This is a genomic window from Halorubrum kocurii JCM 14978, from assembly GCF_000337355.1.
GTDB lineage: Archaea > Halobacteriota > Halobacteria > Halobacteriales > Haloferacaceae > Halorubrum > Halorubrum kocurii.
Genome location: NZ_AOJH01000011.1, coordinates 13,976 through 38,838, shown reverse-complemented (window position 1 = coordinate 38,838; position 24,863 = coordinate 13,976). Strand labels below are relative to the sequence as shown.

Annotated in this window: 20 protein-coding genes, 2 pseudogenes and 1 CRISPR repeat array; of the genes and pseudogenes, 6 read left to right on the top strand and 16 right to left on the bottom strand. The window is 57.4% G+C overall.

Translation table 11 applies throughout. The annotated features are described in order from the left end of the window. From C468_RS19190 to C468_RS01380, 4 genes and pseudogenes are all read left to right on the top strand, one after another. A pseudogene (locus C468_RS19190) lies at nt 1-81 on the top strand (IS6 family transposase); the annotation flags it as partial. A 315-nt stretch (nt 82-396) separates the two neighbouring features. Beyond that, a pseudogene (heR, locus tag C468_RS18925) lies at nt 397-1,206 on the top strand (heliorhodopsin HeR). Between the two features lie 731 nt (nt 1,207-1,937). After that, nucleotides 1,938-2,600, top strand: coding sequence for a tyrosine-type recombinase/integrase (locus C468_RS01385; protein WP_008847080.1), 663 nt, complete (start codon nt 1,938-1,940; stop codon nt 2,598-2,600). A 278-nt stretch (nt 2,601-2,878) separates the two neighbouring features. After that, nucleotides 2,879-4,138: an inorganic phosphate transporter gene (locus C468_RS01380; RefSeq protein ID WP_049911840.1), complete on the top strand. Its 1,260-nt coding sequence runs from the start codon at nt 2,879-2,881 to the stop codon at nt 4,136-4,138. Nucleotides 4,139-4,564: 426 nt separating this feature from the next. On the opposite strand, the gene C468_RS01375 is transcribed toward C468_RS01380, so the two are convergent. From C468_RS01375 to C468_RS01355, 7 genes are all read right to left on the bottom strand, one after another. Next, nucleotides 4,565-5,002: a TRAM domain-containing protein gene (locus tag C468_RS01375; RefSeq protein WP_008847078.1), complete on the bottom strand. Its 438-nt coding sequence runs from the start codon at nt 5,000-5,002 to the stop codon at nt 4,565-4,567. Between the two features lie 101 nt (nt 5,003-5,103). Further along, a complete protein-coding gene (locus tag C468_RS17895; protein ID WP_152422843.1) occupies nt 5,104-5,397 on the bottom strand; it encodes a hypothetical protein in 294 nt (97 codons plus the stop codon). Between the two features lie 119 nt (nt 5,398-5,516). Continuing rightward, entirely contained in the window at nt 5,517-6,500 is a 984-nt protein-coding gene (locus tag C468_RS01370; protein WP_008847077.1) for a hypothetical protein, read from the bottom strand. Nucleotides 6,501-7,246: 746 nt separating this feature from the next. Next, on the bottom strand, nt 7,247-7,459 hold the full coding sequence (locus C468_RS01365) for a hypothetical protein (protein WP_008847076.1): 213 nt from the start codon (nt 7,457-7,459) through the stop codon (nt 7,247-7,249). A gap of 135 nt (nt 7,460-7,594) precedes the next feature. Continuing rightward, nucleotides 7,595-7,780, bottom strand: a complete 186-nt coding sequence (locus C468_RS17340) for a hypothetical protein (protein ID WP_080510584.1) — start codon at nt 7,778-7,780, stop codon at nt 7,595-7,597. Then, on the bottom strand, nt 7,777-8,127 hold the full coding sequence (locus tag C468_RS01360) for a HalOD1 output domain-containing protein (protein ID WP_049911838.1): 351 nt from the start codon (nt 8,125-8,127) through the stop codon (nt 7,777-7,779). The genes C468_RS17340 and C468_RS01360 overlap by 4 nt, the downstream gene beginning before the upstream one ends. A gap of 82 nt (nt 8,128-8,209) precedes the next feature. Then, nucleotides 8,210-8,854, bottom strand: a complete 645-nt coding sequence (locus C468_RS01355; protein ID WP_008847075.1) for a helix-turn-helix domain-containing protein — start codon at nt 8,852-8,854, stop codon at nt 8,210-8,212. Nucleotides 8,855-9,045: 191 nt separating this feature from the next. Between C468_RS01355 and C468_RS01350 the strand changes: the two genes are divergently transcribed. Beyond that, complete coding sequence (locus C468_RS01350; protein WP_008847074.1) at nt 9,046-9,693, top strand: helix-turn-helix domain-containing protein; 648 nt, start codon at nt 9,046-9,048, stop codon at nt 9,691-9,693. Nucleotides 9,694-9,769: 76 nt separating this feature from the next. Continuing rightward, entirely contained in the window at nt 9,770-10,171 is a 402-nt protein-coding gene (locus C468_RS18820; protein ID WP_206536730.1) for a DUF7344 domain-containing protein, read from the top strand. A gap of 414 nt (nt 10,172-10,585) precedes the next feature. Next, nucleotides 10,586-13,427: direct repeats of the CRISPR family, unit length 30 nt; unit sequence GCTTCAACCCCACGAGGGTACGTCTGAAAC. A 101-nt stretch (nt 13,428-13,528) separates the two neighbouring features. Here the strand turns inward: C468_RS18820 and cas2 are convergent. The 9 genes from cas2 to C468_RS01305 form a co-directional block, all read right to left on the bottom strand. Continuing rightward, the gene (gene cas2, locus C468_RS01345) at nt 13,529-13,789 is read right to left on the bottom strand and encodes a CRISPR-associated endonuclease Cas2 (protein WP_008847073.1); all 261 of its coding nucleotides are present in this window, start codon (nt 13,787-13,789) and stop codon (nt 13,529-13,531) included. After that, entirely contained in the window at nt 13,790-14,782 is a 993-nt protein-coding gene (gene cas1b / locus C468_RS01340) for a type I-B CRISPR-associated endonuclease Cas1b (protein WP_049911836.1), read from the bottom strand. Nucleotides 14,783-14,784: 2 nt separating this feature from the next. Next, nucleotides 14,785-15,330, bottom strand: a complete 546-nt coding sequence (gene cas4, locus C468_RS01335) for a CRISPR-associated protein Cas4 (protein WP_008847071.1) — start codon at nt 15,328-15,330, stop codon at nt 14,785-14,787. Continuing rightward, the gene (locus C468_RS01330; RefSeq protein ID WP_008847070.1) at nt 15,327-18,011 is read right to left on the bottom strand and encodes a CRISPR-associated endonuclease Cas3''; all 2,685 of its coding nucleotides are present in this window, start codon (nt 18,009-18,011) and stop codon (nt 15,327-15,329) included. The genes cas4 and C468_RS01330 overlap by 4 nt, the downstream gene beginning before the upstream one ends. A gap of 19 nt (nt 18,012-18,030) precedes the next feature. Beyond that, nucleotides 18,031-18,822: a type I-B CRISPR-associated protein Cas5b gene (cas5b, locus tag C468_RS01325; protein ID WP_008847069.1), complete on the bottom strand. Its 792-nt coding sequence runs from the start codon at nt 18,820-18,822 to the stop codon at nt 18,031-18,033. Next, nucleotides 18,822-19,940 (bottom strand): type I-B CRISPR-associated protein Cas7/Csh2, encoded by a 1,119-nt coding sequence (cas7b, locus tag C468_RS01320; protein WP_008847068.1) that lies wholly within the window; start codon nt 19,938-19,940, stop codon nt 18,822-18,824. Before cas7b ends, cas5b begins: the two co-directional genes overlap by 1 nt. After that, complete coding sequence (cas8b, locus tag C468_RS01315; RefSeq protein WP_008847067.1) at nt 19,937-22,090, bottom strand: type I-B CRISPR-associated protein Cas8b/Csh1; 2,154 nt, start codon at nt 22,088-22,090, stop codon at nt 19,937-19,939. Before cas8b ends, cas7b begins: the two co-directional genes overlap by 4 nt. Beyond that, on the bottom strand, nt 22,087-22,893 hold the full coding sequence (cas6, locus tag C468_RS01310) for a CRISPR-associated endoribonuclease Cas6 (RefSeq protein ID WP_080510583.1): 807 nt from the start codon (nt 22,891-22,893) through the stop codon (nt 22,087-22,089). Before cas6 ends, cas8b begins: the two co-directional genes overlap by 4 nt. Before the next feature lie 538 nt (nt 22,894-23,431). After that, nucleotides 23,432-24,706, bottom strand: a complete 1,275-nt coding sequence (locus C468_RS01305) for a Cdc6/Cdc18 family protein (RefSeq protein ID WP_008847065.1) — start codon at nt 24,704-24,706, stop codon at nt 23,432-23,434. Nucleotides 24,707-24,863 lie beyond the last annotated feature (157 nt).

Genomic DNA, 24,863 nt, shown 5'->3' with positions numbered 1-24,863 from the left:
AGTTTCAGCAATGTCGCGCTCGAGACAGCTCAAAATTGGCTCGAAGCCGTCGCAGTCTACCACAATTCACGCCAAACTTAACGCGACCGTTCTGTTGGGTACACTTAGAGTGAATTTTAGTTTGAGATTGGGTGAGAGATACGCACGATCCATCTTGTATGCTCCGGATTGTTCTATTCAGATGATGTCAGGTAGGGCGCGACCGATACAGAGAGTCAGAGAGTCTATTCAGGACTGTGATTACTTATTTCCGTGTAGCCTATCCTTGAGGGGTCCGCGCCGTTGCCGGTCTTCGCTCGACTACCTGAGAAATCTTTGATCCCCCTCCGTTCACGGTGCGGGGGATACTATCCCACCCGAAAAGGTAAGTACCGTGTGAGTGTCTAACATGAGATAATGTCTACGTCAAGTACGACAGCGACCGATGTTAATCAGGCGACGTCTGCGCGGGGCACCCGACTCCGACTATGGAACGCCGTCATGGCTGTCCTACACTTTCTACAAGGGCTGGCGATGGTCATCCTGGCCGACCAAGTTCTGTGGCCGATCACACGTACGAGATACGGTTTCAACGCCGAAACAGAGGCAATCTTCCCAGAGACCGTCTCATTTGTCGATGCAAACCTTCCCCTGCTCGTGGCGGGCTTTCTCTTCATCTCCGCGTTCGCGCACGCCGCTATTGCGACCGTGTTGTACGAACGGTACGTCGAGTATCTCGACAGGGGGATGAATCCCTACCGCTGGTACGAATACTCCGTGAGCGCCTAGTTGATGATCGTCGTCATCGGTATGCTAGCCGGCGTCTGGGACCTCGGGACGCTAGCGGCATTGTTCGGGCTCGTTGCAGTAATGAACCTCGCCGGACTGCTGATGGAACGCCGTAACGAATCAACTGCTGAAACTGACTGGACGCCGTACTGGGTGGGTGTCTTCGCCGGTATTGTGCCTTGGATCGTCATCGCAATCACGTTCATCGGCACGGTCACAGCCAGCGGCGGAGAATTCCCCGAGTTTGTTATCTACATTTACATTTCGATTTTTATTTTCTTCAACCTCTTTGCGCTGAATATGGCGCTACAGTATCTCGAGATATCACGATGGAGTAACTACCTCTTCGGGGAGAAAACGTACGTTGTGTTGAGTCTCGTGGCCAAGTCCGCCCTCGCGTGGCAGGTGTACTTCGGTACGTTGAATTCCCCGATCTAAGCCTTGAGGAGAGTGTCATAGAACAGTTCACATACCTTGTTGGCTGACCCGTGGATCGCTCAGTACAGTGGACCAATGTACCGATGTCGAACGCCGACCTCTCTACGACATGTCAGTAGCAGCGTGCGAGATACAGTGGATGTATCTTGCACGCTCTGAATCGATCTGCCGCGGCTCTGTCAGAAGCGGCGTGCTGAATATAGAGCGTGTAGTCAGCACGAGAATTGTGTTGTTTCATACATATAATTCTTGAATCACTCGTTAGAATGTAGATGAAATATTAATCAATGTGATATTTTATTACGATGCGCACGTGTACTTTGGATGGGAAGAGAGTCGTGTGCCTCTGACAACTACAACGCTCTCTCCCAGTTATATACCCTTACTCACCAAGCAATACCTATTAATTGCTATACTTGTTATATCATATCGACTTCCAATCTACACTTGTCAGAGGCAGTTGGAAGTCCTCCCCTCCCCCTCCTGCCGTGTATTGAGTGATCCAACTCGGTGGATCTGTAGCTGATTCTGCGCGAGAGACGCGCCCTGTATCTTGCATACCAGAACAGATATTATTCTCAGCTAGTAGTTTCCTCACCGAACAGTTCGCACGTTCTTTTTTACGAGAGGAGATAGATCTGCCCGTGCTCACTGGGTTTCCGACTTTGTTAACGAAGTCGGAAACTCAAAGGCCTAAGCGGTCTAATTGACCATACAGGTTATTTAAAGAGATGAGCGAGTCAACGAATTCGGAAACTCAAAGCGAGCAGGCCCGAGTCTGGCTCACGCCCGAGCAGGTCGACACGATGCGAGATGCTGCCACCGACACCGGTGCTACGTATCTCCGAGCTCGGAACGAAGCGATCATTGCACTCCTCGCCGACACCGGGCTCCGCAACGAAGAGTTGACCCAGCTCACCACCGAAATGTACCTCCGGGGCGCCGGTGAGCTATACCTCCCAACGCACATTCAGAAACAGTCCGGGAATGGTCGCGATGACTGGCCTCGTTCGCACCACCTCGAGCTGGACGTCGACGGCACGATCGGAACCCAGCGGTCGCTCAACACTTACGTCGACAACCGCTGGAAGGACAGTCCCTACCTCTTCCCCTCACGGCAATCCGACCAGATGACGACTCGCTCGGTGCGGAACGTCGTCAAACGGCTCGCGCACGAGGCCGATATACAGCCGTTCAGGTACGACGAGAGCGGTGAGTTCGGTCGTGGTGACCCAGATGACGTTCATCCTCACGTGTTCCGGCATAGCCTCGCCTATCGACTCCTCCACGATCGCGATGACAACCGCTTCGATATCTACTTTGTCCGGAACCGACTCCGCCACGCCAGCCTCCAGACGACTCTTCGAAAGTACGACCACTTCCGTACTATTTGATCTCTTGTTGGATGACAGCTACTCACTCGCTTCCTCAGAGAGGATAGATTGGATCTGTTGAAATCCTCAGCTGGTGATAGGTTTCAGTAACCGTGCAAGAGACAGAGCGCATATCGGTCACTGATCTTTGAGCAACCCGTGTGGAGACGAATCGGTAGGGACTATGGGAGTTCCGTTGTGAAGTGCTAAATCTTCGTCTTACTGTGTCTATCAGTCGTAGCCAACAGTTTCGCAGCGAAACGGCACTATTTTTTCGCGTGCGAACTAATTACACTCACGTGGCAGAATTGCTAATTCTCGTAGGTTTGCTGGTAGCGGTATTCGTCGGGTACAATATCGGCGGGTCATCAACCGGTGTTGCCTTCGGTCCGGCAGTCGGCAGCCGGGCCGTCAGAAAAGTCACCGCCGGAGCCCTGTTTACCGTGTTCGCATTCCTCGGAGCGTGGACTATTGGGCGGAAGGTCATCACGACGATGAGTACCGAAATCGTCGATGCAGCAGCCTTTACACCTGCAGCGAGCGTTGGCGTCCTCTTTTTTACCGGGCTCGCACTCCTGATCTCGAACCTCTACGGTGTCCCGGCGTCAACCTCGATGACAGCCGTCGCAGCAATCGTCGGACTCGGATTGGCAACGGGGACGCTCAACACTTCCCTGATGTTTACCATCCTGTCGGCATGGATCGTTTCCCCACTGGTCGCCGTCTTCACAGGTGCGTTGATCGGCAGATATCTGTATCCGCACCTCGACGCCAAATTCGAATTTGGTCGCCTTACGAACCCGTTGATCGCAATCGATACTCAGGAGAGGCTCCCACGGCTATCGGTCAACGATACCGTCTCGCCTCGGGATCTGATCGGCTCGGCGCTTGTGGTGGTAATTGCCTGCTATATGGCGTTCAGTGCCGGAGCCTCGAACGCGGCGAACGCAGTCGCCCCGCTTGTCGGTAACGGTTCCCTTGACCCCAGCCCGGCGATTCTCCTCGCAGTCGGGGCGATCAGTGTGGGCGGCTTCACGATTGCCCGGCGGACGCTGGCGACCGTTGGCAGCGATATCACTGAAATGCCGATTCTGGCAGCGCTCATTGTTTCGACCGTGGGTGCGACGATCATCACCGTCCTCTCATGGCTCGGAATTCCAGCCAGTCTCGCCGTGAGTACGACCAGTTGTATCATTGGCCTCGGATGGGGCCGTGCAAGCCGAGCGCGGACGCTTGCCGAAATAGTCACACAGTCCCCTGGCGATGAATCCGCTCCACAGTTTACAACTGGTGCACTCAAACTTAACCCAGTTGAAGAGAAAAAGGAGGTCACTGCGGGCCCGACTGTGGGCGAACTCGCTGAAGGCAAGACTCCTGACCCGGACAGGCAGCACGCATCTGGGGAGGGGGTGTCTAGTGCCGGCGAGAGAGATCCAGAAGAATTGTCCGCCGAAGGGTTGTTTCACCATGCAGCGGCAGCTCGCGTCGTGACACTCTGGGTGATTACGCCGATAATGTCGCTCGTGGGGTCCTATGCTTTGTTTTCACTCCTCGGCTAAGAGAACACCTTGTCTGTCCATCGGCACCAATCGTGGTCAGAGGCACCGCTCATCTACAGGTATCATGCGCAGGAGGGGCTGGCGTCTTTGCTATCAAGACCGCTGTGCTGAGTTGATCCTCTGTATCTTGCACGCCGCTACTGACATATTGTGGAAAGATCGGTGTCCGAGATCGGTACGCGAGTCCCCTGTATTGACCGTAATCAGATCAACATGTGTTACCTACTCAGAATTCCAACTGGTAGTCTGTATCCTCCAGAACCCGGTGTATTTGGCCCAGAAAGCCGCCAAAAGCTTACGTTCAAGGCCTGTTAACGTTCATTTGGAAGGATAGTGTCACACTCTCCTTCCATCCCCCACTAACTGATTTCCACTTGGGTGTGAGAAGTACTCGATACCGCACTTGCCAGTGCGAGTCAGCGAGTCCTAGACTTCTTGGCGAGGGTTTCGATCGACGACATCCGCGAACGCAACGTTTTCGCGCACCTGTTGCATCTCAACGGTGACGCGGTCTCCAATGCCCGTCTCGGGAACGATTACGACGTAGCCGCGCTCGACTTTTGCGATCCCGTCACCTTGCTCACCGAGGTTCTCGATCTCAACCTCCCGCTGCTCACCTTCCTCAACAGGCGGGCCCTCAAAGTCCTGCTGCTGATCTTCGTGGTCAGCAGGTTGGGTGGAGTCAGTCGTCTCTGTATCGTCAGCATCGGATGCGGTCGTCAAAATAAGCGCAACACGGTATGTCTCATCTTCAGCGATTGTCCCGGTGGCTATCTCGCGTTCCGGCACGGTGATCTGGTAGCTCCCATCGTCCTGCTCAACAGTCGCAGTATACAGTGTCTGGAGTGTCTCAGAAATATCCATAGATTGCGTATGTCTTGACTCGTGCTAGAGAACTTGTTTCTAGCGTTTCTGTTGCTCTCAACTGATCACCGTCGTTGCGAGCGAGAGACCCGAGAGGCGATTCAGGGCTTATCGCCACGCTCAAACACAGCAGCAAAGTCGTCAAGAAGCTCCTGTGGAGATCGCTCATCACCATGAGACGGGAGGGGTGCTTCCCAACATTCGATCTCGAGTGTGCGCGCATTCGACACCGACTCTGGCTCAGTTACCACATTGAAGATGCCGGTGCGATAGATAGCCAGTAGTCGCTGATCATGAACACCGACGTGGTCGATGCCAGCCCGATTCAGGGCTGCAGGGATGTCAGTCGGCTCGGATAGCGAGATAGAGGCGCTTGGAGACGCCGAGTCGCTCATACGGTGGCTTCGTCCATCGCACCGATAAAGACCAGCCTCGAGGAAGGTCCGGATACAGCATCAAGTCAATTCCCGTGGCCGGTCTGTCGTCTCCCAACGGGTACGGATGTGGGTACCGGCTACCCACCAGTTGAACGAGTATGGAAGGATGTCCCGGAGTCAAAACTGGTGAGTTCGGTAATACGCTGCTCCAGTTCTTCGATTTCAGCTTGGAGCTCGGTTGTGTCTTCGTCGGCTCCAGCCAACTGGTCTTTGAGCCCTTGGAGACGGGTTTCTTTCATCTCTTCGTCGACGTCTGCCTTCCGTACATACTCGCTCTCTTCAATCTCGTACACATCGGATGTAGAGAGTGACGTTACCTCCAACGCGTCGTCGAGTTTGCTCGTGTCGACGGTCATCACGCGCTCGGGGTCGATCCCTTCTGCTTCCAGTAGCTCAAGGACCGTTTCGTCATCTTTGAGTGTTCGATTTCGGCGGACAGCCCGTTGAACGGACCCGTATTGACCACTCACAGGTTGATCGTGATGGAGGCGGTCAAGCAAGACGCCACGAACCTCCTGTCGGAGATCATTAGCGTTGCGCTGGACATCAGAAAGCAGCGTGTAGAGGTTCACGAGTGTCGGCACGTCTAGGTCGGTGAGTGACGTCACATCATGCTGCTCGAGCGCGTCGATCAACAGGAGCGCGTCTGCGTACACCGGGATATCGGGCTCTTCTCGCGGGGCATCGTCGTGTTCGACTGTGTGTGCATCGACGAGTGGGGACGGAGTTGGCGTCTCGCTTTCAGAGAGGGTGCCGTCTCGATCGTCGATCGTGAATCGTGGGTGCAGACTCATGACGGTTGCATACGGTTCTGCCCCGGGCGGGAGGCGACCGAGATCGAACGACCCAGTCGTATCGTCAACGCGCTCAAACAGCGTCTCAAACTGGTCTCGCTGGAGCGGGACGGTCTCACTGTCGGCCTGATACTCGATCAGCACTCGGTGTTGCTGGACGTCGGTAATGTGAAACGGCTTCCGAGAGAGCGGAGTGAGGAGTGTAGCGTCTGCCGGAAGTTCCTCCACGTTGTCGAGGAGATTGTCCCACGTCACTCGAAACGACATACTGGCGATTCAGTACTGCGAGACAAAAGCATATGGACGCATGTGACGTGACGCCCCCTAATTAACCAACGAAAACACCAGTGACACCAATTTGTTGGTTAATATGCCTCACGAACTCGATCTCTCTGGCAGCTATTTCTCAGTGAAATGTGGGGATAGTATCACGTGAGCCGAAGCCACACTCGGCAGTGGCCCTTATTGGAAGCTCCAACTTCTTCTCCGATTACTATCTTGACGAGCGCGTCACCGACCCTGACGCGTGGACTGCGATGAAGAGACAAAGAAAGCCTTCGAGCAGATGCGCGACCTCTGGAACAAGAAGGACAATATACTACCTCCTACAACGAGGACGAGTTGATCGACATGTGGATCACCGAAATCGTCGATATCTAGTTCAATACCGACTTGAGTTTCTCGTTTTAGCCGGTTTAGTATATGAAAGACTGCCTCTTTTCATAGTTGTCTGTTAGCACTACCTTCTCGACAAATCTTGAGATCCTCTGTCCAGTACAGAGGGATAGTGAAACAGCAGGATATATTCAGTATTTGATAGGTCGATCAGTGCAAGATACAGAGGGTGGATGCAGCAGCTGAACACTGTTCGTTTCAGACACTCAACGACGAAGCTATCCGTTATGTATGCGCGCGTATCGATCATCTGAGGGTTACGTCAGTTCTGAGAGTTGTTCAAGTAGTCGTGCAAGCTCAAAGCGCGCATTCAGTTACAAATCGATTACAGGACCAGGTTACTCGTCATGGTCGTTATCGATCTGTTCAAGAAACCGACGTACCCCGTCGAATTTCACTCCTCGCTGTACCCTGTCTTCGAACCTATCGAACTCGATGAAACCCTCATCCGATAATTCGGGAAGTAGGACGTGATGGAGTTCGTAACAGATCGTGAGGTACTCCCCGGAGTTGAGAGTCTCTTCTTTACGAAGAATCGGGTCAGCAGACATCGAACTCTCGTCGAGGAGCGCACATAATACTCGTCGCTGTTGCGCTGAGAGTACCTGTTTGACTCGACCTTGGTTACAGCGTTCGTCACTCACAAGTCAAGTAGTTGCCACCGATCCGGCCACACTCGAAGTCGTTCACTCTGAATGATCGTTCTTTTCGACTTCGGTGACGATCACGTCCCAGTCAGGATGTTCGACCCCATTCCGACATTCGAATCCGCCTTCCACATCGATTCCACTCTCGTAGGCCCTACGAAGGAGGGCTTTCAGTTCCGCGTTTAATTCTTCCTTCGATGCAAGCGAGGTCTCCTCAGACGTCATCTTCCTGCCTCCCCTTCGAGTTTCTCCACTGGGAGTTCGTGTTCTGGTGTGATAGTAATCACACCGTAGCTGTGTACGGTTATTGCGTGCCCCTCGTGCGTGAATGCAACGTGGGTATCCCCGTCGGTCCCGTTGCGAACGCGGACGAGCGCATCTAATTCGTCGGCGTCAACAGTGGAATGGAGCGGGTCGAGTTCTACAGGATCAGTATCCATTACGTTCGCCAGCGTTGCGACAACAGCCATACTCGCTGGTGTGTTCTCCTGATCGAACTGGGTGCGAACAGTCTCAGATTCCTGAGTGTACTCAACCGCCTCGACTCCAACCCCAGATATCGTTGTACCCATCTAGCCTGATTCTAGACGCCTGAGTCGGTTTAACTGGGCTACTGATAATACAGTAGATTTAAAAAGTGGGCTATCCGAACGGTCACGACGAACTGCTGAGTGTCGCTCCAATGAGGCGTCGATGTCCCCGACGGAGTCGTGACGATAGTGACTGCTGGGTGATACCGAGCTCGTCGGCAATCTCTTCGAGCGACGCCTCGCGTGGGGAGTCGAAGTACCCCCGTTCGTACGCTAGTACCAGCGCCTCGCGTTGGGTCTCGGTCAACTCGTAGCCCTCTCCCTGAATCGGAAGCATGGCGTGGACGGCGGTGATCGCTATCGGAATGTCGTTTTCTTGGCAGTATTCTCGAAACTCAGCGAGCGTCTCCTGACTCTCACCGCGTACCTCAAACCGCCATTCCTCTTTCGTTCCAATCCCGGAAAGTACGACGACGTTGGCCTTGGCAAGCGCGCTCAGGATGCCGAAGTACTCTGACTCCCACTCGGCACGCATGAGATACTCGTCTTCGATGCTATCGACCACTCGAATGTTTTTCACGCCGGAATGTGCCTCGAACTCAGCTTCGATATCCTCCGTTTCTACATCACGCACCCAGAAGTACGGGATAATCAGCGTCTCGTGTGGAATCAATCGCTCCAGTTCAACGGTCACACCCGGCAGGTTCTCGAACACACTTCCCAGCGGAAACTCCGCTACCGGACTCGTAAACTCCATCACAGTCGCCATGCGGAAGCCTTCGTCTGGCAGACGAATAACCGGCATGGGTGGTGTACCATGGCTTCGAGACGAGTCAACGCACCGTTGCTGGCGGAGATGATGTGCGCTGCGAGCGGGGTGTATCTCTGGCACCCAAACGGCCATGGTGCACCATGTCTTCTCCTTTTGTACAACCAGACAGTCTAGTCTTACAAGCGAGTATGAGTGTGATAACGGAGGTTCGCATCCGACCCGATGATTTTGAACTCGGACAAATCCTCGGTCTAGAGCAAGCCTCGGTCATCGAACTGGAAACGCTCGTCCCGAGTGGGGACGTGACCGTGCCGCTCTTTTGGGTCTACGAACCGGTCGAAAAAGGCTTTCTCGAGGCCGTCGAACGCTATCCAACTGTCAACGCCGTCACAGAGGTTGACGTGTTCGACGACAGGACGCTAATCAGGCTCGACTGGGATGCGAGCCAGGACCACCTTTTTCAGTGCATCTTGGAACACGACGGGCAGATACTGAGTGCGAGCGGATCGTCGGGAGGGTGGAATTTCGAGATACGGTTTTCAGACCGCGAGGCATTGAGTCAGTGCCAGACCTGTTGTGAGGACGCGCACATCTCTCTGGAGGTAACCCGCATATATAATCCGACGGACCCTGAGGCCGGTCCGTGGTACGGCCTGAGTGAGCCCCAACGAGAAGCGTTGACGCTTGCCATTCGAAGGGGATACTACGACATTCCACGAGGGTGTACGACCGCAGAGTTAGCTGACGAACTCGGAATTTCCGATCAAGCAGTGACGGAGCGACTGCGTCGTGCCATTGGGACGTTCGGGAGGTACGCACTTCTCACGCCCGAGTAAGCAACGGAAATGGACTGACTGTTTCCATTATGTACCATGGGACAGAGCCAGGCAGATGGGACTACGCTATGTGAGTATGGATGAGCGTCGAGAGCTGGGGAAACGTGATAGACAGTCAATTAATGAGGATACCGGTTCTTCAGGGCGTGAGAGATCGATCTCCCCCGATACGATTCTGTCGGCAGTAGCGAACGAACACCGACGCGCCACCCTCAACGCGTTGGACAACTCTTCTGCGAAGACACTGGAATACGATGCGCTTGTAGATCGCGTTGCAGACCGGGTTCGGAACGAAGACCCGAGACAGGAGTCAGACGAACACCACCAACGCGTCCGAATCGCACTTTACCATACTCATCTTCCAAAACTGGAGGAGGCTCGGATAATCGACTACGAGGCTGAAACGGGGCGCGTCCGGTTTGTTGGCGGTGAACTGGAACAAGAACTCCTGACGTTGGTTGAGCCGTACGAGGCCTAGGAGTGACAGAATATCGGATCGACTTCTCCTTCGTTCGACCTAAATCAGCCGTATTGTACGAATATGTATTGTTCGTCGTCTTCATTCTCTGTACTGACCGATCATTCTTTCCCGTAGATCGGCCTCGATTCGTACCACATTTGCGCCCTACATCTTGCACGCCAACCCGTCACAATATCACTAGGCCAACAGCTGTTTCACCAGATGAAATAGGAGGTTCTCAACAACTCGATGAGTGGGCCTGATAGCCGCCGACTTTGGAGCGATAACCGTGTCGGTCGTCGGCGTATACTACTGAACTCGTGCTGGACGATCGGCAGTAGTGCCAGATTTCGCGCTTGCGGCCCCTATCTCGACATGTAGGGTTCCTCTGAAACCGGGCGTTACTCGATGCCGACCCGGAGGATTGGCCATCGTTCAACCCCACGAGGGTACGTCTGAAACTACTGACTGCTCACCCGTTGTTGCCAACGTCGACTGCTTCAACCCCACGAGGGTACGTCTGAAACCCGAGTAGTTCCCCGCTTCGTACGCAACGAGGATCGCTTCAACCCCACGAGGGTACGTCTGAAACTGCGATAGCAACCTTTTCCCAGTCAGCGTAAGCATCGCTTCAACCCCACGAGGGTACGTCTGAAACGTGAGTGATACAGGAGAGTTCAGCGGCGAGGAGAGCTTCAACCCCACGAGGGTACGTCTGAAACGATGAGGCAGATCGGCTCGGTGAGACTCGGCTCGGTGCTTCAACCCCACGAGGGTACGTCTGAAACCTCCCCGGTGTCTTGGTTCCGTAGGACTGCCATGCGCTTCAACCCCACGAGGGTACGTCTGAAACGGGCTGGCGTGAAGAGACTCAGTTTGACCTAGCTATGCTTCAACCCCACGAGGGTACGTCTGAAACACCATCCTCTGGTGCCTCTTCATCCGCCGGGGTTTGGCTTCAACCCCACGAGGGTACGTCTGAAACAATGAGCAATTTGATTCCCTCCCCACGCTCTGCTAAGCTTCAACCCCACGAGGGTACGTCTGAAACCCGATCACGGCGAGCGCGAACAGCGCCGCGTAGATGCTTCAACCCCACGAGGGTACGTCTGAAACAGTTGCAGGACGACACCGGTCGGTTCGACAACGCTTCAACCCCACGAGGGTACGTCTGAAACGGACAACCACCGCGTGAGTGTTGGGTCTTGAACGTGCTTCAACCCCACGAGGGTACGTCTGAAACTGGCGGGGATGGTAAGCTCGGAGTCCCAACCAAGTGCTTCAACCCCACGAGGGTACGTCTGAAACGTGGACTCCCTGACGGGAGACGGTGATAACTAATGCTTCAACCCCACGAGGGTACGTCTGAAACGCTTCAAGGAGTTCCAATATCGTTTCAACCGGATCATGCTTCAACCCCACGAGGGTACGTCTGAAACCGTCGACGAATGGGGCGCCGCGACTCATCGGTGCCGCTTCAACCCCACGAGGGTACGTCTGAAACGACTGAAGCGGAACTGTCGATCGTCGTTCCACGTAGAGCTTCAACCCCACGAGGGTACGTCTGAAACTCGTCGTACTTCGACGTGCCGCGGCTCCACGAGTCGCTTCAACCCCACGAGGGTACGTCTGAAACGTCAATATCAACAACCTCAGTATCAAGGCTTGTGTCTGCTTCAACCCCACGAGGGTACGTCTGAAACCCGAGAAGCCCGGCGTGAACTCGAAGCGGTAGCCGTCGCTTCAACCCCACGAGGGTACGTCTGAAACGTGTGGGCGTGGGTCGTCGCGGGGGCCGTGCAGGACGCTTCAACCCCACGAGGGTACGTCTGAAACTCCACGCGGTGTCGAACCGCGGGGATCACTGGGCGCTTCAACCCCACGAGGGTACGTCTGAAACTGGTCCGAGATTCAGTATGCCGTCGAAGACTCGCGGCTTCAACCCCACGAGGGTACGTCTGAAACCACGTCATCGAGAGCGACAAGCAGCCCGATGAGAGCGCTTCAACCCCACGAGGGTACGTCTGAAACCTCCTTGATCTCGCCACCTATCCGATCCCACGACTGGCTTCAACCCCACGAGGGTACGTCTGAAACGATTACGGCGCCCTCAAGGCCCGCTAGGTCGAGGTCGCTTCAACCCCACGAGGGTACGTCTGAAACAACAAGCCCGCAACGGCGAACAGGCCGATCATGGAGCTTCAACCCCACGAGGGTACGTCTGAAACGAGTTCGGAGCCGTTGCTGACGGTCACGACGTTGCTTCAACCCCACGAGGGTACGTCTGAAACGACTCGCGTGACGATCGCGGAAGCCACTCAGTCGGTGGCTTCAACCCCACGAGGGTACGTCTGAAACGCATTGTTACTTTGGCGGGCCTTACCGGCTTGCAGCTTCAACCCCACGAGGGTACGTCTGAAACTGCGCGAGATCGCGCCCGACGACTTCGTGGCTCGCTTCAACCCCACGAGGGTACGTCTGAAACTTGAACCTCGTCACCTTCCGATACAGTTCCGCCAGAGAGGCTTCAACCCCACGAGGGTACGTCTGAAACTCTCTTACCACAAGCGGATGGGGAGGTTGTCACGGTGCTTCAACCCCACGAGGGTACGTCTGAAACGTGGTGCAGCAGGCACTGCGCGAGTTCTACGGCATGCTTCAACCCCACGAGGGTACGTCTGAAACGCGCACAACAAACTCAGCACACAGATTCGAGACTGGCTTCAACCCCACGAGGGTACGTCTGAAACAATCCCGGTCTTATCTCTGCCGCTCGATTTGTTCAGCTTCAACCCCACGAGGGTACGTCTGAAACGCGGTCCAATTCTCGGAGGGGGCGGGTTCCGGGAGCTTCAACCCCACGAGGGTACGTCTGAAACAGGACGAGGCCGCCGACGCCGGTGAGGCACCCGGGCGCTTCAACCCCACAAGGGTACGTCTGAAACTTCATGGGCGTGATCAGGACCGTGAGGGAATCCGCATGCTTCAACCCCACGAGGGTACGTCTGAAACCAGGGGGTGCGTGTTGGGGACTTTATAAGCAGGAGTGCTTCAACCCCACGAGGGTACGTCTGAAACCCAGCTCGAAGCAGCCGCCGCGGCATCACGTGTCCGGCTTCAACCCCACGAGGGTACGTCTGAAACCAGTCAACCCGCTCATCCGGACCATCACCGTGTCGCTTCAACCCCACGAGGGTACGTCTGAAACCACCGAGCGACCAACTTCCCGCTTGAGTGGGAGAAAGCTTCAACCCCACGAGGGTACGTCTGAAACCATGGTGATTTTGCCCACCATATCACCTCTACCAGTGGTATACACTTCATCATTTCCGTCGACCCGCAATCCCCCCCAAACCCCCAGGGGGTCGACATCAGCTAGAGGAACCGACTATCTTCGGTCGGGTCGTCTCCGTACACGGTACGGTTCAATAGCCGGTCCGAAGAAAGTTCGTAGACCATGACTGATTCTCTCTCCTGAAGGAGATCTTCAATCTCCCCCTTCAGTGTCGCTAGATCTCCCTCCGAGATTTCCCCTTCCAGTACTGAGTTCTGGACGTGAACAAGATATCGGCGACAGAGCTTCAGCATCAGGTGGGTCCTGTCAGCCTCCATGTCGTAGACGACGATGACGTACATCTACCACCACCGCTTGAACGAATCATAGGATTCGCCGGTTAACAAGTGCTTTTTGAGCTTGTATACCTCCAAGCGAAGCAGATACTGATAGCTCACCTTCCGGTTCAGCGTCGGGTGCTCGACTGTTCGTTCGAGTGTCTCCTCAAACTCCTTCAGAAACGTCGTTCGCCCTTCCTCGTTAAGTAGACAGGAGCCAACCTCGTCTCGGAAATCGTCCCGGCTGATCTGCTTACGGTTGACCAGTCTGAACAGCAGCCGATCCGTTAACACTGGTTTGAACAGGTCGGCAATATCCAGCGAAAGGGAGTAGCGCCGTTCTCCCGGCTCGTGGAGATAGCTGATGGTCGGGTCAAGTGCGGTAGCACGGATTGCGGAGACACAGTTTGCGTACACCATACTGTTCCCGAACGAAATGAGCGCGTTCACCGGATTCGGTGGTGGATTGTACTCTCGGCCGTCGAATGCGAACGAGTCGGGAAGAACCGCCTCGAACGTCTGGTAGTACGCTCTCCGGGCCGTCGCTTTCACACCCATGAGCTCGGAGATATCGCCAGCATCGTCGATACGCGCAGTCGCGTTGTCCAACTCCTCGATTACGCCCCCGAGCTCGTACTCCCGACTATCGTAGTACGTGACGTTCGCCCGCATGTTGTGGATACTCCCACGGACGAACGAGGCAGCGAGAGACTGCCGTTGCTCGGGATCGTCGTACGCCCGGACCTGCTCGACGACAGTTCGACCGCTCGTCTGCCCGCGTTCGGGCATCAGTGATCCTGCATAGCGATCGTTCCATCCGAAGACATGCACAGCAACGCCGTGGTCATTGAGAAATGACATCAGCCGCGTGTTGTAGTCGATCTGTCCGTGCAGGTAGATCGCCTCAGCGTGTTCGACGGGGATATGTTTTTTCTCGCCATCATCGGTCTCCAGCCGAACTGTATCCTCGCTCCGTTCGATGTGGCCGTCCGAAAAGATGTGGTAGTTCTTGTCCATGATCAGACCCAACAGAAGTCGTGATAGGCACACGACTCGCAGTACGGTTTCTCAGTGGCTTCCGGCGGGCTGTCCGCGGTCACGATCGCGTGAATCCCTCGGATTGCCGACTCGACTTTCTCGCATCGGTCGTCGTCGAGGGAAACGTCCTCACGTCGACGCTCAGTCGGGTGTGCCAACACGCCCTCACGTTCGACGCCTAATACCCGGTCGAGGTACCAGAGGTAGTACGAGAGCTGCATTCGCGCTGGCTCTGTCAACGTCGATGAGGGTTTCACCTCCACCACCCGACCGTCTTCAAGTAGGTCGAGAGCGATCATCCCGAGTCGAAGGTTCTCCTGTGAACGTTCGCCGTAGGAGGACTCATCGACGCGAGTCCCTCGGGCAACGCTTGCGTTCTCCCGGTCGATTTCGATGTTCCGGCTCTCGAACCAGAGTTCGCGTTCACAGACGTAGTAGTACTGCATCATCACGCCAGTGACGCGAAACGGGTTGTCGACGGCGTCGCCCTGTGCCGTGGCCACCAACCTAGAGACGGGATCGCTCACAGTAGACGTGCCTCCACGCTCGTGTCAGGGATGACGACGCCGTCGGTGGCGTCGAAGTAGCCGTCATGCCGGCCCGGGCGCCCGTCGAGCACCAGCCGGTCGGTGTCGGGGAACAGCGGCTCACATACAGCGAGCTTCTCCATCGTGTCGTCGTCGCCGGGGTAGACGGGAACGGAGACCTGCCAGTCCCCGGTCGACTCGACGAGGTCGTCCAGATCGTCCCACCGGTACTCGCCGAACGCTCGCCGGATCTCTTCGACGGTCTCGCGCTCATCGGCCGTTCTGGTCACGACCACGTCGACGGCAGGACGCTCGTCGATGAGCGAGAGCCGACCGAGCTGTTCGGCCTCCGCCCGCTCGAGGAACTCCACGTACTCGTCGGTGCCGACGCCACGACCCTCGAGCAGGTCGAAGTAGTGTTCGACGGCGCTTCGAGTGACGTCCGGCTCGGGCATCGGCTCACCGTCGTACACCGTCGCTAGTGCTTGCCCAGTCAGTTTGGTGAGACTCTCCCCCCGGCCGTAGACCGCGCTTGCGGGCGTAGTCTCGCGGTTCGGCGGCGGCGCGAGCTGCCAGACCGTCACGCGCCCACGGTTGCGGTCGTACGACCGGTTACACCGGCCAGCAGCCTGTACGAGGCTGTCCATCGGCGCGAAATCACGGATCACCTCGTCGAAGCTCACGTCGACGCCCGCCTCGACCAGCTGGGTGGAGACGAACAACACTGGTTCACCCGCTTGGGCGAGGTCGGACGCCACGTCGATGAGGTGGCGTCGGTCACACGGTCGGTGGCGTGTCGTGAGGTGGACCAACAGCGGCTGTCCCGGGCGTCGTCGTCGGACCACGTCGGCGCGCGTTCGCTTGGGCGGTATCGATTCGGTCGATTCGTCCGCGTCGTCGAGCAGTTCGTCGTACACCTCGTTGACGTTCAGCGGTGCCGTGCTGTCGTCCACCGACTCGGCGAGTTCGCGTGCGCTGTCGATCGTGTTGCAGATCGCCAACACCGACTTACCGTCGTCGGCTCGGTTCGCGACGAGTTCGCCGGCTCGGTCGTAGGGGAGTGCTGCTGACTCCGCGCCGTGGTTCGTCTCACTCTCCGTCTCGTTCTGCCCGGGAAGCATCGCGACCGCGGACGAGTGCAGCACGAAGTCGAGCCGGTCCAGCTCGTCGTAGTACGGATCTGGATCTGCGACGAGGGAGAACGGTTCCCGGTCGCCCGCAGAGAGGAGTTCGGGCTGTGTGGCCGTCATGGCGATCACCGACGCACCGTACTCATCGGTCAACAGTTCCACCAGTCGATCCACGAGCGGCCACCACTCGAGTGGCAGTGCCTGCGGCTCGTCCAGAACCACCACGCTCCCGTACAGCGAGGGGAGCTTCATCGAGCGAGCGTTCGTCGGCCCGGCGAGGCTCTCGAACAGCTGGACGAACGTCGTCACGACCATCCCCGACCGCCAGCTCTCGCCGAGGAGGGCGGCGACGTTCTCGACGGCGTCGTCGGCGACTGATTCGGGCTCGTCCGGCGGCGAGACGAGGGTATCCGCAAGGTGGTGGTCGACGGTGAGCCGTTCGCCTCTCTCACCGGTCCCGAACAGTTCGCGGCTCTGTTCAGCCACCTGATCGATAATGGACGTGTACGGCAGTGCATAGACAAGACGCCCCTCGTTAGGGTTCGACGCCATATCACTCCCCTCGAGCACTGTTAGGGCGGCGTCCAGTCCAGTGAGTGTCTTCCCCATGCCCGTCGGGAGCGTCAGCGTCGCGACGTTCCGATCGTCATCGACGAACTCTTTGGCGCGAGCGTGAACCTCCTGTCGAGCGTCCTCGCGCCGCTCGTTCATCTGTTCCGTGCGCGGGTCCAGCTCTGTCTCAGCGTTCTCAGTCTGGAGTTCGTCGATGTACGCGTCGATTTCTAGCCGCCCAGGGGTCGGCGACCGGTAGGCCTTCCGGCCGATTTCGATTCCGGTCGATAGGTACGTCGCGCTCGCCTTGTCGGCGAAAACGAGCGCACTCCAGACCTGTAGCACTGACTCGTAGAAGCTGGGAGGAAGTTTCTCCGGTGCGGGGCGAAGTCGCCGGCCGCTACAGACGGTTTCCGCGACCCACGGGAGCTCGATGGCTGCATCGGAATCGGCGAGCCGTTCGTGGAACGTTCCCCAGTCTCCAGCACCGCCCGTCGCTCGGTCCACGAGTGCCTCAGCGAGTTCAGGAACCGTCTCGTCGATGTGTGCTGCCTGTTCGAGCGCGTCGGACCGGTAGAGTGTCTGTATCCGTCCGGACTGCTCGACGCTCGCTCGGTGCACGTAGTCGGCGGTATCGGGGAGGCGCCCGTGGTGTCTCGCGACGGCCAGAAAGCCGACGAGCTGATCGGCGCCGTCGAACCCGCGTGCCTCCAACGCGTAGTGGGCGAGTAGCGCCGATATCGGGGCGTGGTGTTTCGGTCCAGCTGGCTGTGCGTCGTCCGAAAGGAGATGTTCGCGGAACCACGCGGTCAACTTTCCGAAATCGTGGACTCGTGTCACCACCTCCGCCAACTCGGAGAGTGAGTTCCCCTCCGGCGTCTCGGCGTCGTCGGGGACGAGCCATCCGACCCGCTCGCGGACGTCGTCGAGATGTTCTTCGAGTGGGATCTGTTCCCCGTCTGGTCCGATGTGTGACGGTCGGTCGGTGAAATCGACCATGACTACGCCCCCTCGCGGCTCACGAGAACATCACCCGTCGACCGTCGACCTCGTGGGTCTTGACATCATGTACTCGGAGTGGCTCCGCTCCAGTTGCGTACGCAATCGACTGGAACGCTGTCGTCGTCCGACCACCTTCGTCGGCCGCCATAAACGCCGGTGACCGTTCGACTTTGACCTCTGTTTCAGGGGTAAGTTCGACGCTATCGACGGCTTCGAGTACCGCCGAATCGACATTGGTAGTCTCGCGCTCGTGTGGCGTTACCTCGAACTCGCCGAGATACGTGACCTCTGCAAGATGCTCCGAGAGGCCGAGACTCGGCGGGTAGTAGGACGTCCCATCGCGGAGTCGGTCCTGCAGTCGGCCTCGGAGATCGTCGTTCGCGAGCTGAAGGTCGACACGGTAGGCCGGTTCGACCAGCACCTCGTAGTTGTGTTGCTGGCGGAGTTCCGACGGGTCCGGCATCGAGATCCGTGCATGCCCGCGGCTGGGCATCGTCGTCATGTGCTCTTTGGCCGTCGAGAGCGTGTTCATCGGCATATTAATCGCTCGGAGTTCGTCGATCGGCTCCACCGCGACAGCCGATACGTTCTGGCTGAACGCCTCGTAGTAGCTGTCTCGGTCCAGTCCGAGCATCGCGGCGACGAGGCCGGCGACGGTCGTCCGGGGAATGATCCGGTACGTCTGTTTGACGATGTTCCCCTCAACCCGTCGAAAGTGGCCCCACTCTCCGCGGAGTTCGAACGAGAGACACGTCTCTGGGAGCGCCTCGCCCTCGTCGGTCCAGCTCTCAAGTGACTCTTGGGCCATCACTTGGGCATCGTCGCGGCAGCCTCGTCGTAGACGTCGACGACCTCGACCGCGTCGCCGACAGCCTCGCGGAGCGCGTCATAGAAGCCATGCTCGCTGGGCTTGTCGTCCGCTGTGTAGACCTCATCGCCGACGGTCACGTCAAGCACGTCGCTGACGACGACACGAACGCGGGCGATACGGTCGGCGTGGCGGCCCAGCCGGGAGACGAGCTCAGTCCCATCGAGCGTGAACTCTCGGACGTTTCGGAGTTCGTCCACAGGGGCCGAGCGCTCTTCATCGATGTCGAGATCTCGAGTGAGCCCACCGAGGTGGAAGCTCTCGTCCTCGTACTCCACACGGAGGTAGAGTCGTGGCTCTTGGCCAACCTTGCTCCGACTGATGGTCTGGTTCTTGATCGCGCGCCATGGGAGGGTGTCGAGACGCTCGACGTCCGCCTCAGAGAGTTTCGTGTCAGCGGCGCCATGCTCATCGACCAATCCGTGAAACGCGATGAAGCCGTACTGAATACGGTGGTCGTCGAGGTCGAACCCACCCTGCTCTTTCCCTTCACCGGTCGCGATGACGCTCGTGAGACTGTTGTACTCCTCGTTCTCGGTTACAGGGTGGAGCGTCTTCGCGGGCGAGAACTGGACCGGCCCGGTGAAGTGGTCCGGAAGGTAGTCCTCGAATCCCTCGTAGCTCCCCTTCATGTCGACGCTCATCGTCGCGCCGAAATACCGCACGTCGGCGCTGGCGTCAAGGAACGTGCCGAATACTTCCTCGCGGAGTTCGGACGCCTCATCGTCGTCCAGATCGCCGAGGTCCCAGTCGTCCGGGTCTAGCTCACGCATCCGGTCGGCGAGCAGGTCTTCACGCGAGGACTGCTTGCCCGCCTCGTTTTTGACGTTCCGCACGTACACGCCGTGGCCGTCGTCGTCGAGCTGGTCGCGGAGGTAGCGCTTCAGCCGGACGTCGGTCACGATCGCCTGCTGAGTCTCGGGATCGATTCGCGGCCGGTTCGCCCCGCTCAGGGGGTTTCCGTTCGGGTTGGCGTCGACGGCGTCGTAGCAGAAGACGATCTCGGATCGGTTCGTTACCGGGTCGTAGCTGTCGTCGGCGTATGTGTCGTCGGTCATGCTTCTTCCTCCTCGGCTGCGGGCTGGTCACCGGCCTGTTCGTCGTCGCTGCTCGCCCAGTTGTTCATCCCGTAGGCAACTCCGAGCGAGTAGTAGAACCGAAGGTCTGTCGTGTCGAGCTCCCAGTCGCCGTCGATATCGATCCGGGGAAGCGTCGTCACCAGCCGATCGACGACCTCGCTGTACATTGTCCCGGCCATATTGTTCTCCCGGGAGTAGACAATGTTCTTGTCAAGCACATCGCTCGCGAGGCGCTTCAGCTTCGACTCCGTGACGGCCTTGATCGGGTACTGGTCGATTAGTGTCGTCGAGCGTCCCTCGCTCACTTGCTGGTAGCCGGTTACTTGCCCGACCAGTGCGCCAAGGAGGAAACTGCCACGCCGTTCGGGCTGGTCCTCTGCGAGCGCCGGCGTCTGTTCAAGGAACTGTTCGAGCTTCGTCTCCCGGGCCGCGGCGACGTCCCCACCGTCGGCTCGGGCTGGTGTGTCCTGTTGCATATCGTGTGTCGAATAGTCGTGTGTCAACTGCGGCGCCTCTGCGACCGGTTTGTACGCGTCGCGTCCGGTGAGAAGCCCCGCTTCGGTGAGCGCACAGAGCTGTGCGTACTGTGCGGAGACACGGAAGCTCGGGAACTCCTCGCCCTCGTCCTCAAGCAGTCGTTCCACGTACTCTGTGAGCACCGTCTCGACACCGAGCGGTTCGCCCGAGAGTACAGCCACGAGCGCACGGATCCGGTAGTCGTCGGCGCTGGCGTCGTCGTCATCGGCCGGCGCGAACGTCTGTTCGAAGTACCAGCCGGTTGCGAGGGTACTCAGCAATACCGACTCCTCCGGAACGAAGATGTCCCAGTTGTCCGGTGTCGGGAAGGCGGCTCGAAGCCCCGGACCGGGATGGTCGGCGTCACCCTCCGCGTCGTACAGCCACGACTGGAGCACCCGCTGGTGAGCTCTAGTGAGCTCGACGGGCGAGAATAGCGTCCCGTCCATGCTGTCGCCGAACACGTCGAAGCGCTTCGTCTGGTGTTCCATCACTGCAGCGACGTAGAACCGGAAGCGTTCTCCCACTTCCTGCAGTCGCGGGGTGTCCTGATAGCTTCGGTAGGCGCTCTCGAGCGGGCTCATTTCTCCGGCGTGTACTAAGTCGTAGAGGAGTCCGTAGAGGTCCCTCGCGTCTGTCGGACCGAGCCGCCCGAAGAAGTACGGGAGGTAGTAGACGTTCGCTCCCATCGTGTAGTAGTCGCAGGCGTCGACGAACGTACTCGCGTTCATCAGCGTCACTGCGACGTCTTCCGAGACTGGGTGCGTCCGCCACGCCTCGTCCGGATCGAACCCGGGGAACTTCTCAAGCTGCTTGCCAAGGAAGTAGTTCAGCGGATCCTCAGCTGTCCCGACAGTCGGGCCTCGGCCGCCAGTCACGAGGTCCGTCGCCTCGCCGACGGAGTTCGTGGCCTCCCCCTTCGAGACGAGCTTCGATCGCTTGCGCGCCCGCATCGCCTCGTTGAAGACGGGGCTCGCCTCGCCCGGCAGAAGGTACTCGCCGTCAGGCTCGAGTTTGACTGCGACAGTCGTGAGCGCTGTGGTCTTGCCGTCGAGCTGTTCGTCGACGGCCGCTTCGATGCGTTCTCTCAGCCCCTCACTCTCGCCGAGTGTAGCGAGTGCGTCGATGACCCACCCATCCTCGTGGTCGACAGCGGCCTCTTGGATCACGTCGTCGGCCGACCACGCGGTGAGTCGCTCATGGAGATACTCTGCGACCTTCTCCGGCTCTTTGTTCTTGCCTGTCCGATGGGTGACGCTGTGATCGAACCCTGCGGCAGCGTTGAACCAAGAATGGGCAACTGCTTCGACTTTCTCCTCGCCGTAGCTCTCGACGCCGACCGGTTGATCGGGGTCGAGGCGCGGTTCGTCGCCGCTCAGATCGATTCGGAGGTAGAGCAGGCTCTCCGGCTCGTCGAACAGATCCGTGGATTTCTCCGGTGTCAGATAGGCCGCGTACTCACCTCCGCCGGTGGTCGCAAGCGTGTACAGACGGCCGTAGACGTACTGGAGATCGCGTAGCGAGGTGATCGGTCGATCCGGAAGCTCGCTCGCCAACTCCTCGTCGTCGCTGTAACGCTCCTCGAACGTCGATGGCTCCGGAAGCAGGCTCATCCGTGGACCTCCGCCGCGGGTTCGCCGTATGGGTCACGTTTCTCGACCAAGTTACAGAAGCCCAATCCCAGCGCGTTTCGTTCCCCAAGCCCGCAGTCCAGCGCGAGGTTGAGGTGGCGTCGATGGTCATCGTCTCGAACGGTGTAGTTGAACTGCCACTTCGAGAGCACGAAGGTTAGCTCCTGGTCTGCGGTTACCTGGAGCGGGACGGCGAACGTCTTCAGTAGCTCGTATCCCTCGAAGAGATCGCCCTCAGTGTCGCTTGGGCCGGGAAGGTATTCCGGGCTGAACAGATCGTGTTTCTGGTCGAGATTCGCTTCGACCTGCTCGCGCAGTGGCTCGATTGTGTGTTCTGGCTGCCAATACACCGCCTCTTCGCCGGGGTTCTCAATTCCATAATCGTCACAACGCCATGGTGGGATGCGCACGAGGAGTCCAGTGCCAGTCTCGATCGTTCCGCTGCTCCCTGGTTCGCCGACATCCGGTGACAGTGACGTGAGTTCGTCGATATAGAACGGCATCTGGCCGATATTGAGCTCGCGATCGGAAGTCAGGTCTTCTGCAACATCAGTCAGTAGTTGCTCTTGGGGGGCCGAAATTAGGAGAGTTCGCTCGTCCCCTTCCTGCATATCTCCCGGCGGGAAGGGGTTACTGTAATTGAATCCTGGTTGGCGGTTTTCGTCATGATACTGTTCGTACTCCGTGTCTTGTAACGCTCGCCAGATCCGACCTTGGAGCTTGTGGTGATACGCGTTGTCGTATGCGGCATCAGCCCGCGCGTGTAACCGTGCTAGTAGTCTCACAGTGTTATGTCGGTTTACCTACTTATCCTATGGTAATTATTCTTTTCCCCTGATGAGAAGTACATGCGAGCACCCACCTCACCGAGGTTTATTTGAAACTTCTGACGGTGTTGGCAACATACTTGTAACTTCAACCCTCGCTCATCTGTAGGAGATTGTTGGTACAGACATCACTAGCTGAGTGGGAGCTCTACTCGAGCTTCTAAGCACTTCTACCGTGGACTTCTAATTCAATTCACGCAACCGCAAATCGCAAGACGGCAGTCCATCAACAATGTGCTACACGAGAGCGTCAACCCTAGTGGCGTTCATCTGATACAGATTGGGTACCTCATCAAGCCACAACCACCGATTAGAACGTCTCTCTGGGTCGAATAGATTTCACCTGAGTTTAAACACTACAAACAGTTCATCCGAGATGGGCACCCAATTGAGGATATTGAGTCCAATCTCAATGACGAGGGCCTCGAACTATTTCGCACTACATCTGAAACAGCCGGTTGATAAAGAGTACGAACTGGCTGTGTGGACCGGACTACTAATCCCGCAACCGTCTTTTCACGACCTCTACAAGTTCTTTCGCAGGAATCTCTTGGAGTCGCTCGTCTTCTCTCAATGTATCTAGAACAGCCCCAACGGGCTCGGTGAACTTGAAAACCAAGTGGACACCCGATTTGAATCCACCACTGACCCGTTCGCTTTCCAGAACACCGTACGTTCCGGCCTTATTGATGTGGCTGTTGACTGTTTCTTGTGTATATATTTCCATGTCGCTTCCCTCACAGAGAATTTTGTAGATGTCGTACACCACAGGGCTCGGAGCCGCTCCCTCATTCTCTTTCGCGACAAGTGCGGCAGCGTACAGAGACAGCTTCTTTTGGACAGACATCCCACCAACGATCTCAAGGACCCGATTCTTCACCACAGAGTCGTTTGCCGATCTGACGTGGTCCTGCGTCACCACCGGGTCGCCCGCCCGGTTCGCGATTTCTCCAGCATCCCGGAGCAGATCGATCGCGCGACGCGCATCACCTTCGTTTTGAGCACCGTACGCAGCCACGATCTCGATTACTCCATCTTCGAGGGCGTCTTGTTTAAACGCATCTCGACGTCGTTCGAGAATTTCGATGAGCTCGTTGGCGTCGTAATCCGAGAAATGAATCCCGTTCGGATTGTAGGAGCTGTCAGTCCGGCTGTCAAGGTTCTCGCGGAACTTCGGGTAGTTAGTGACAACCACCGTTGACAGTTGCGTATCAACATGCTGTTCCGACATGACTCGGCTCAAACTATAGAGCAGTCGAGAGTACGCCGGTTCGTCTGCGCCTGTACTGCCGGTCAGCGCGTCGATCTCGTCGAGGATGAACACGAGTGAGTCGAAGTGATCGTCGACGATCTCGTAGAGCCGGGTGTATTTCATATCGGTCGAGACACCCGACCGAGGGACATCCCAAACCACGCCCGCTTTCCGTGCCGTCTGGTGGCCTAGCTTCCACACAGCGCGGTCGAGCGTGTGGGACTCCATTGTTTTGAAATTGACTGCCACAAAGTCGAACTCAATACCGCTCTCCTGAGCTCGTTCTTTGACTTTGTTCGCGACGGCTTTCACTGTCAGGGTCTTGCCTGTTCCACTGGGACCGTACAAAAGCAGATCCGGCGGTCGCTCACCATCGAGAGTGTCCCGAAACGCCCGAGCTTCGGCAGCGAGTTGCTCGTCCCGGCCGTAGATCCGATCCTGATCGACAATCGTACTCGAGTCAACCAGGTCCTTGTTTTCAAAAACAGTCTGTACGTCGCCGTCGAGGATGCTATCCACGACAGATGATCCGGACTCTTGTGACCCACCAGACTCGGTATCTGGCTGCCCCGAGTCGGTTTCGTCGCCTTCCATAGTGGTCATTGTGATCTAACCCTTAATAACCTTTGTCGAAATGAAGGGGGTGAAGTCGAAATGAAAGGGGCGATGTCGATAT

Bases quoted from the DNA above. Each gene is read 5' to 3' on its own strand.
- C468_RS01385 (WP_008847080.1), top strand. From the start codon at position 1,938: ATGAGCGAGTCAACGAATTCGGAAACTCAAAGCGAGCAGGCCCGAGTC.
- C468_RS01375 (WP_008847078.1), bottom strand. From the start codon at position 5,002: ATGGATATTTCTGAGACACTCCAGACACTGTATACTGCGACTGTTGAG.
- C468_RS17895 (WP_152422843.1), bottom strand. From the start codon at position 5,397: ATGAGCGACTCGGCGTCTCCAAGCGCCTCTATCTCGCTATCCGAGCCG.
- C468_RS01370 (WP_008847077.1), bottom strand. From the start codon at position 6,500: ATGTCGTTTCGAGTGACGTGGGACAATCTCCTCGACAACGTGGAGGAA.
- C468_RS01365 (WP_008847076.1), bottom strand. From the start codon at position 7,459: ATGTCTGCTGACCCGATTCTTCGTAAAGAAGAGACTCTCAACTCCGGG.
- C468_RS17340 (WP_080510584.1), bottom strand. From the start codon at position 7,780: ATGACGTCTGAGGAGACCTCGCTTGCATCGAAGGAAGAATTAAACGCG.
- C468_RS01360 (WP_049911838.1), bottom strand. From the start codon at position 8,127: ATGGGTACAACGATATCTGGGGTTGGAGTCGAGGCGGTTGAGTACACT.
- C468_RS01355 (WP_008847075.1), bottom strand. From the start codon at position 8,854: ATGGCGACTGTGATGGAGTTTACGAGTCCGGTAGCGGAGTTTCCGCTG.
- C468_RS01350 (WP_008847074.1), top strand. From the start codon at position 9,046: ATGAGTGTGATAACGGAGGTTCGCATCCGACCCGATGATTTTGAACTC.
- C468_RS18820 (WP_206536730.1), top strand. From the start codon at position 9,770: ATGGATGAGCGTCGAGAGCTGGGGAAACGTGATAGACAGTCAATTAAT.
- cas2 (WP_008847073.1), bottom strand. From the start codon at position 13,789: ATGTACGTCATCGTCGTCTACGACATGGAGGCTGACAGGACCCACCTG.
- cas1b (WP_049911836.1), bottom strand. From the start codon at position 14,782: ATGGACAAGAACTACCACATCTTTTCGGACGGCCACATCGAACGGAGC.
- C468_RS01330 (WP_008847070.1), bottom strand. From the start codon at position 18,011: ATGGTCGATTTCACCGACCGACCGTCACACATCGGACCAGACGGGGAA.
- cas5b (WP_008847069.1), bottom strand. From the start codon at position 18,822: ATGGCCCAAGAGTCACTTGAGAGCTGGACCGACGAGGGCGAGGCGCTC.
- cas7b (WP_008847068.1), bottom strand. From the start codon at position 19,940: ATGACCGACGACACATACGCCGACGACAGCTACGACCCGGTAACGAAC.
- cas8b (WP_008847067.1), bottom strand. From the start codon at position 22,090: ATGAGCCTGCTTCCGGAGCCATCGACGTTCGAGGAGCGTTACAGCGAC.